This is a genomic window from Micromonospora sp. ATA51 (assembly GCF_016802855.1).
GTDB classification, from domain to species: Bacteria; Actinomycetota; Actinomycetes; order Mycobacteriales; family Micromonosporaceae; genus Micromonospora; species Micromonospora sicca.
In genome coordinates this window covers 1-3,661 of sequence record NZ_JAEVHJ010000474.1, presented here as the reverse complement: position 1 = coordinate 3,661, position 3,661 = coordinate 1, and the positions used below count along the sequence as shown (strand labels likewise).

At 76.1% G+C, this 3,661-nt stretch carries 4 protein-coding genes and 1 pseudogene; 2 read left to right on the top strand and 3 right to left on the bottom strand.

Translation table 11 applies throughout. From position 1 onward, the window contains the following. A partial coding sequence (locus JNW87_RS36170) for a C39 family peptidase (protein ID WP_238455254.1) occupies positions 1-605 on the top strand: 605 nt, incomplete at its 5' end. Between the two features lie 520 nt (positions 606-1,125). Here the strand turns inward: JNW87_RS36170 and JNW87_RS36165 are convergent. The 3 genes and pseudogenes from JNW87_RS36165 to JNW87_RS36155 form a co-directional block, all read right to left on the bottom strand. Further along, positions 1,126-1,440: pseudogene (locus JNW87_RS36165) on the bottom strand (hypothetical protein); the annotation flags it as partial. 89 nt (positions 1,441-1,529) lie between these two features. Continuing rightward, on the bottom strand, positions 1,530-1,886 hold the full coding sequence (locus JNW87_RS36160; RefSeq protein ID WP_238455253.1) for a hypothetical protein: 357 nt from the start codon (positions 1,884-1,886) through the stop codon (positions 1,530-1,532). A gap of 5 nt (positions 1,887-1,891) precedes the next feature. Next, on the bottom strand, positions 1,892-2,107 hold the full coding sequence (locus JNW87_RS36155) for a hypothetical protein (RefSeq protein WP_238455252.1): 216 nt from the start codon (positions 2,105-2,107) through the stop codon (positions 1,892-1,894). Positions 2,108-2,319: 212 nt separating this feature from the next. Here JNW87_RS36155 and JNW87_RS36150 point away from each other — a divergent pair. Beyond that, the coding region (locus tag JNW87_RS36150; protein WP_255544768.1) for a hypothetical protein at positions 2,320-3,661 on the top strand (1,342 nt) is incomplete at its 3' end.

The window sequence follows — 3,661 nt, the reverse complement described above, 5'->3', positions numbered from 1 at the left end:
GGGTGCTCGACGTGCCCCGGTACGCGCAGCGCCTGCACGCCGGCGGCGAGACCCGCTGGGGCGGCGGCGGGGACTCCTGGTGCAGCCCCACCAGCGTGTCCATGGTGCTGGACTTCTGGGGCGCCGGCCCCACCCCCGACCGGTACGCCTGGGTGACCCCGCCCGGCCCCCGCCCGGTGGTGGTGCACGCCGCCCGGGGATGTTACGACCACGCCTACGCGGGCGCGGGAAACTGGCCGTTCAACACCGCGTACGCGGGGCTGCACGGGGTGGATGCCTTCGTCACCCGGCTGCGCTCCCTCGCCGAGGCGGAACTCTTCGTCGCGGCCGGGGTGCCGCTGGTCGTCTCCGCGCGATTCCGGCACGGGGAGATCCCCGGGCTCGACTACGACACCAACGGCCACCTGATGGTGCTGGTCGGGTTCACGGAGGCCGGCGAGCCGGTGCTCAACGACCCGTACGCCGCAACCGACGACGGGGTCCGCAGGACCGTGCCCCGGGACCGTCTCCAGGCCGCCTGGCTGGGCGGCAGCGGCGGCCTGGCGTACGTGATCCGGCCGGCCTCGGTGCCGCTGCCACCCGCCCCCGCGCAGGCCAACTGGTGAACCGCTGATCAGCGGCGGTCCGGCCAGACCACCAGGCCGCCGGAGGGCCGCAGGCAGACCAGGGCGGCGGTCGCCACGGCACAGTCGTCCCACGAGCCCGGCAACACGGCCCGGACCCGGGCTGCCCGGCCGGGAGGTCCAGGTCGGCGACCAGGGTCCGGTCCTCGCCGAGCCGGCGGAGCCCGAGCAGCGCCGGCTCGTACCGGTCCCCGCCGCTCAGCCGCCAGCGACCGAGCCGGGCGAGGACGCCGCCGGTGCGCGGGTCGACCACCGACAGGTCCATCTCCAGGCCGACGGCCGGCGCGCTGGCGAGGAGCCGACCGTCGGCCGGGCCGATCCCGAGCCAGCGGTCGTTCGTCCAGAGGAGCCGCCCGGTGGCCGGGTCGATGGCCCGCACCCCGGAGCCCCGGTCGCGCAGGCAGATCACCACGGCGCAGTCGCTGAACCAGTCCACGGCCGACGGGCCGACCGGCCTGCTCCAGCGCCGGTCCAGCCGGTCCAGGCCGTACGCGGTGACCGTGCCCGGCGCCCCGTCGAGCAGCAGCAGGTCGCCGACGACCTGGGTGACCCGGTAGGACAACCCGTCCGGGGCCGGCGGCACCCGCCCGGCGCGCAGGAGCTCCCCCGAGCCGGCGTCGTGGACCTCCACCCGGCCCGCGGCGGTGACCAGCACCACCCGCGTCACGCCCCGGTCGCCGAACTCGTACGCGAGCCCGTTGCCGGGCAGCGGCAACGACCACCGGGCCCGGCCCGACACCGGGTCGACCGACCGGACGGTGCCCGTCCCGTCCGCCCGGGGCGTCTCGAAGAGCACGCCGCCGGCCTCCGTCCGCACCGGGTAGCCGGGCTGCCGCCAGCGCACCGCCCCGGTGTCCGGGTCCAGCGCGGTGGAGGCGGGGTCACCGGCCCCGGCGGGACTGCTGATCACCAGCACCGCGCCGGCCACCGTGGTGAGGCCGAGCGCGTGGTCGCCGGTGGGCAGGACGAACCGCCACAGCGGCTCCCCGCCGGCAGCCGGTGCCCGGTCACCAGCCGACCCGACCGCCCCACGGTGCCCGGACCGTCGGCGACCACCAGCCGGTCGGCGAGCACCAGGAAGCCGGCGCTGCGGGGCGGGCACCGGCACGGACGCCGCCGGCCCGGGGCGGCGGCCGAGCCGGCCAGACCGAGCAGCGCGGCACAGAGCAGCGCCACGAGGCGCGCCGACGGGGACGCGGGACGGCGCGGGCCGGGCGGCGGCTCGACCTCGTCGCCGTGCCGCAGCTCACCCAGCTCGATCACCCGGCTCACCGCAGCCGCCACAGCCCGAACCCGCCGTCGGCCCGCCGGCAGACGAGCACGCCCTCGCCGACCCGGCCGTCGTCGAGCAGGCCGGCAGCGCGCCGATCACCCGGCCCGGGCGGCGCCCAGATCCAGCTCGGCCACGACCAGCCGCCCGTCCCGGCCCCGCCGGGTGCCGATCCAGCGGATCGTCCCGGTCGGACCAGACCGCCAGCTCCCACCGGCCCAGGTCGGCCAGCAGCCGATCGGTGGCCGCGTCGAGGTACGGCCGCGCGGCGGGCCGGGGCCGCCGGGTCGACGGCACCCGCGTCGGGTCGTCGCGGAGCTCACCCACGATCGATGACGGTCACGGCCCCCCTCCCCGCCCGCCCGCCGGACGGGCGCCGTCGGAACGCACCGGCGCGGCCGGGGGCGACAGCCCGCCGCCTGTACGATGGCCCGTCGTGGCCGTGCCGTGGTAGACCCCTCGTTGAACTCCGCTTCCGTCGCGGTCGAGCCCGTCGTGGCCGACCCGCCGCGCCGGCCCCGACGCCGGCCGGCCCGCGCCGACGTGCTGGCCATCGGAGCCTATGCGTTGCTCGGCGTTCTCGTCTGCCTCAACTACTGGGTGGACGTCCAGCACCGGGTCTCGTCGCACCTGCCGACGGACCACAGCTGGTTCGAGTGGCTCTTCGCGCACGGCGCCTACTCGGTGCGGCACCTGGAGAACCCGCTCTTCACCGCCCGGCAGAACGCACCGGACGGCGTGAACATGATGGCGAACACCTCGCTGCTCGGGGTCACCCTGCCGCTCGCGCCGCTCACCCTGCTCCTCGGCCCCCAGGTGATGTACGCGCTCTACCTGGGTGGGGCGCTCGCCGCGACGGCCGGCACGTCGTACTGGATGCTGTCGCGGCACCTGGTCCGCTCCCGGGGCGCGGCCTTCGTGGGCGGCGCGTTCCTCGGCTTCGCGCCCGGCATCGTGCACCACGCCAACGGGCAGCCGAACTTCGTCTCGAACTTCCTGCTCCCGCTGATCGTGGTGCGGGTGCTGCGCCTCGGCGAGCCGGGCCGGTGGTGGCGCAACGGGATCGCGCTCGGCGTGCTGGTCGCGTACCAGATCTTCATCAACGAGGAGATGCTGCTGCTCACCGCGCTGGCCTGCCTCGTGGTGGTGGCGGCCTACACCGCGCAGCGACCGCGGGCGGCGTGGGCCCGGGCCGGCAACTTCCTCGCCGCCGGCGGCGTCGGCGCCGGGCTCGCCCTGCTGCTGACCGCGTACCCGATCTGGTTCCAGTTCAACGGGCCGCAGTCCTACCGGGGCCTGCAGGGCGGCGTCTTCCACAACTGGGGCGAGGACCTCGCCGCGTTCGTCACCTTCGCCCGGGACACCGTCGCCGGGGACGAGGCGGTGGAGCAGACCATCGGGCTGACCGAGCAGAACACCTGGTTCGGCTGGCCGCTGGTGCTGGTCGCGCTGGTCGCCCTGGTGCTGCTGGTCCGTCGCTCGCTCGCCGCCCGGATCCTCGCCGTGCTGGTGGTGGTCTTCGGCGTCGCGGCGATCGGCCCGAAGGTGCGGTTCGACGGGGTGGAGACCGCGATCGACGGGCCCTGGGCGTACGTGCCGGACGACCTGCCGCTGGTCGAGATGATGATGCCGACCCGGCTCTCCCTGGTGGTGGTCGCCGCGGTCGGGGTCCTCAAGGAGTGGGAGCATCACGCCCCCAACCGGGACCCCCACGAGCGGGTACGCCTGGCCCTCGACGCCGTCCACGGCATCGACATCAACCCCTTCG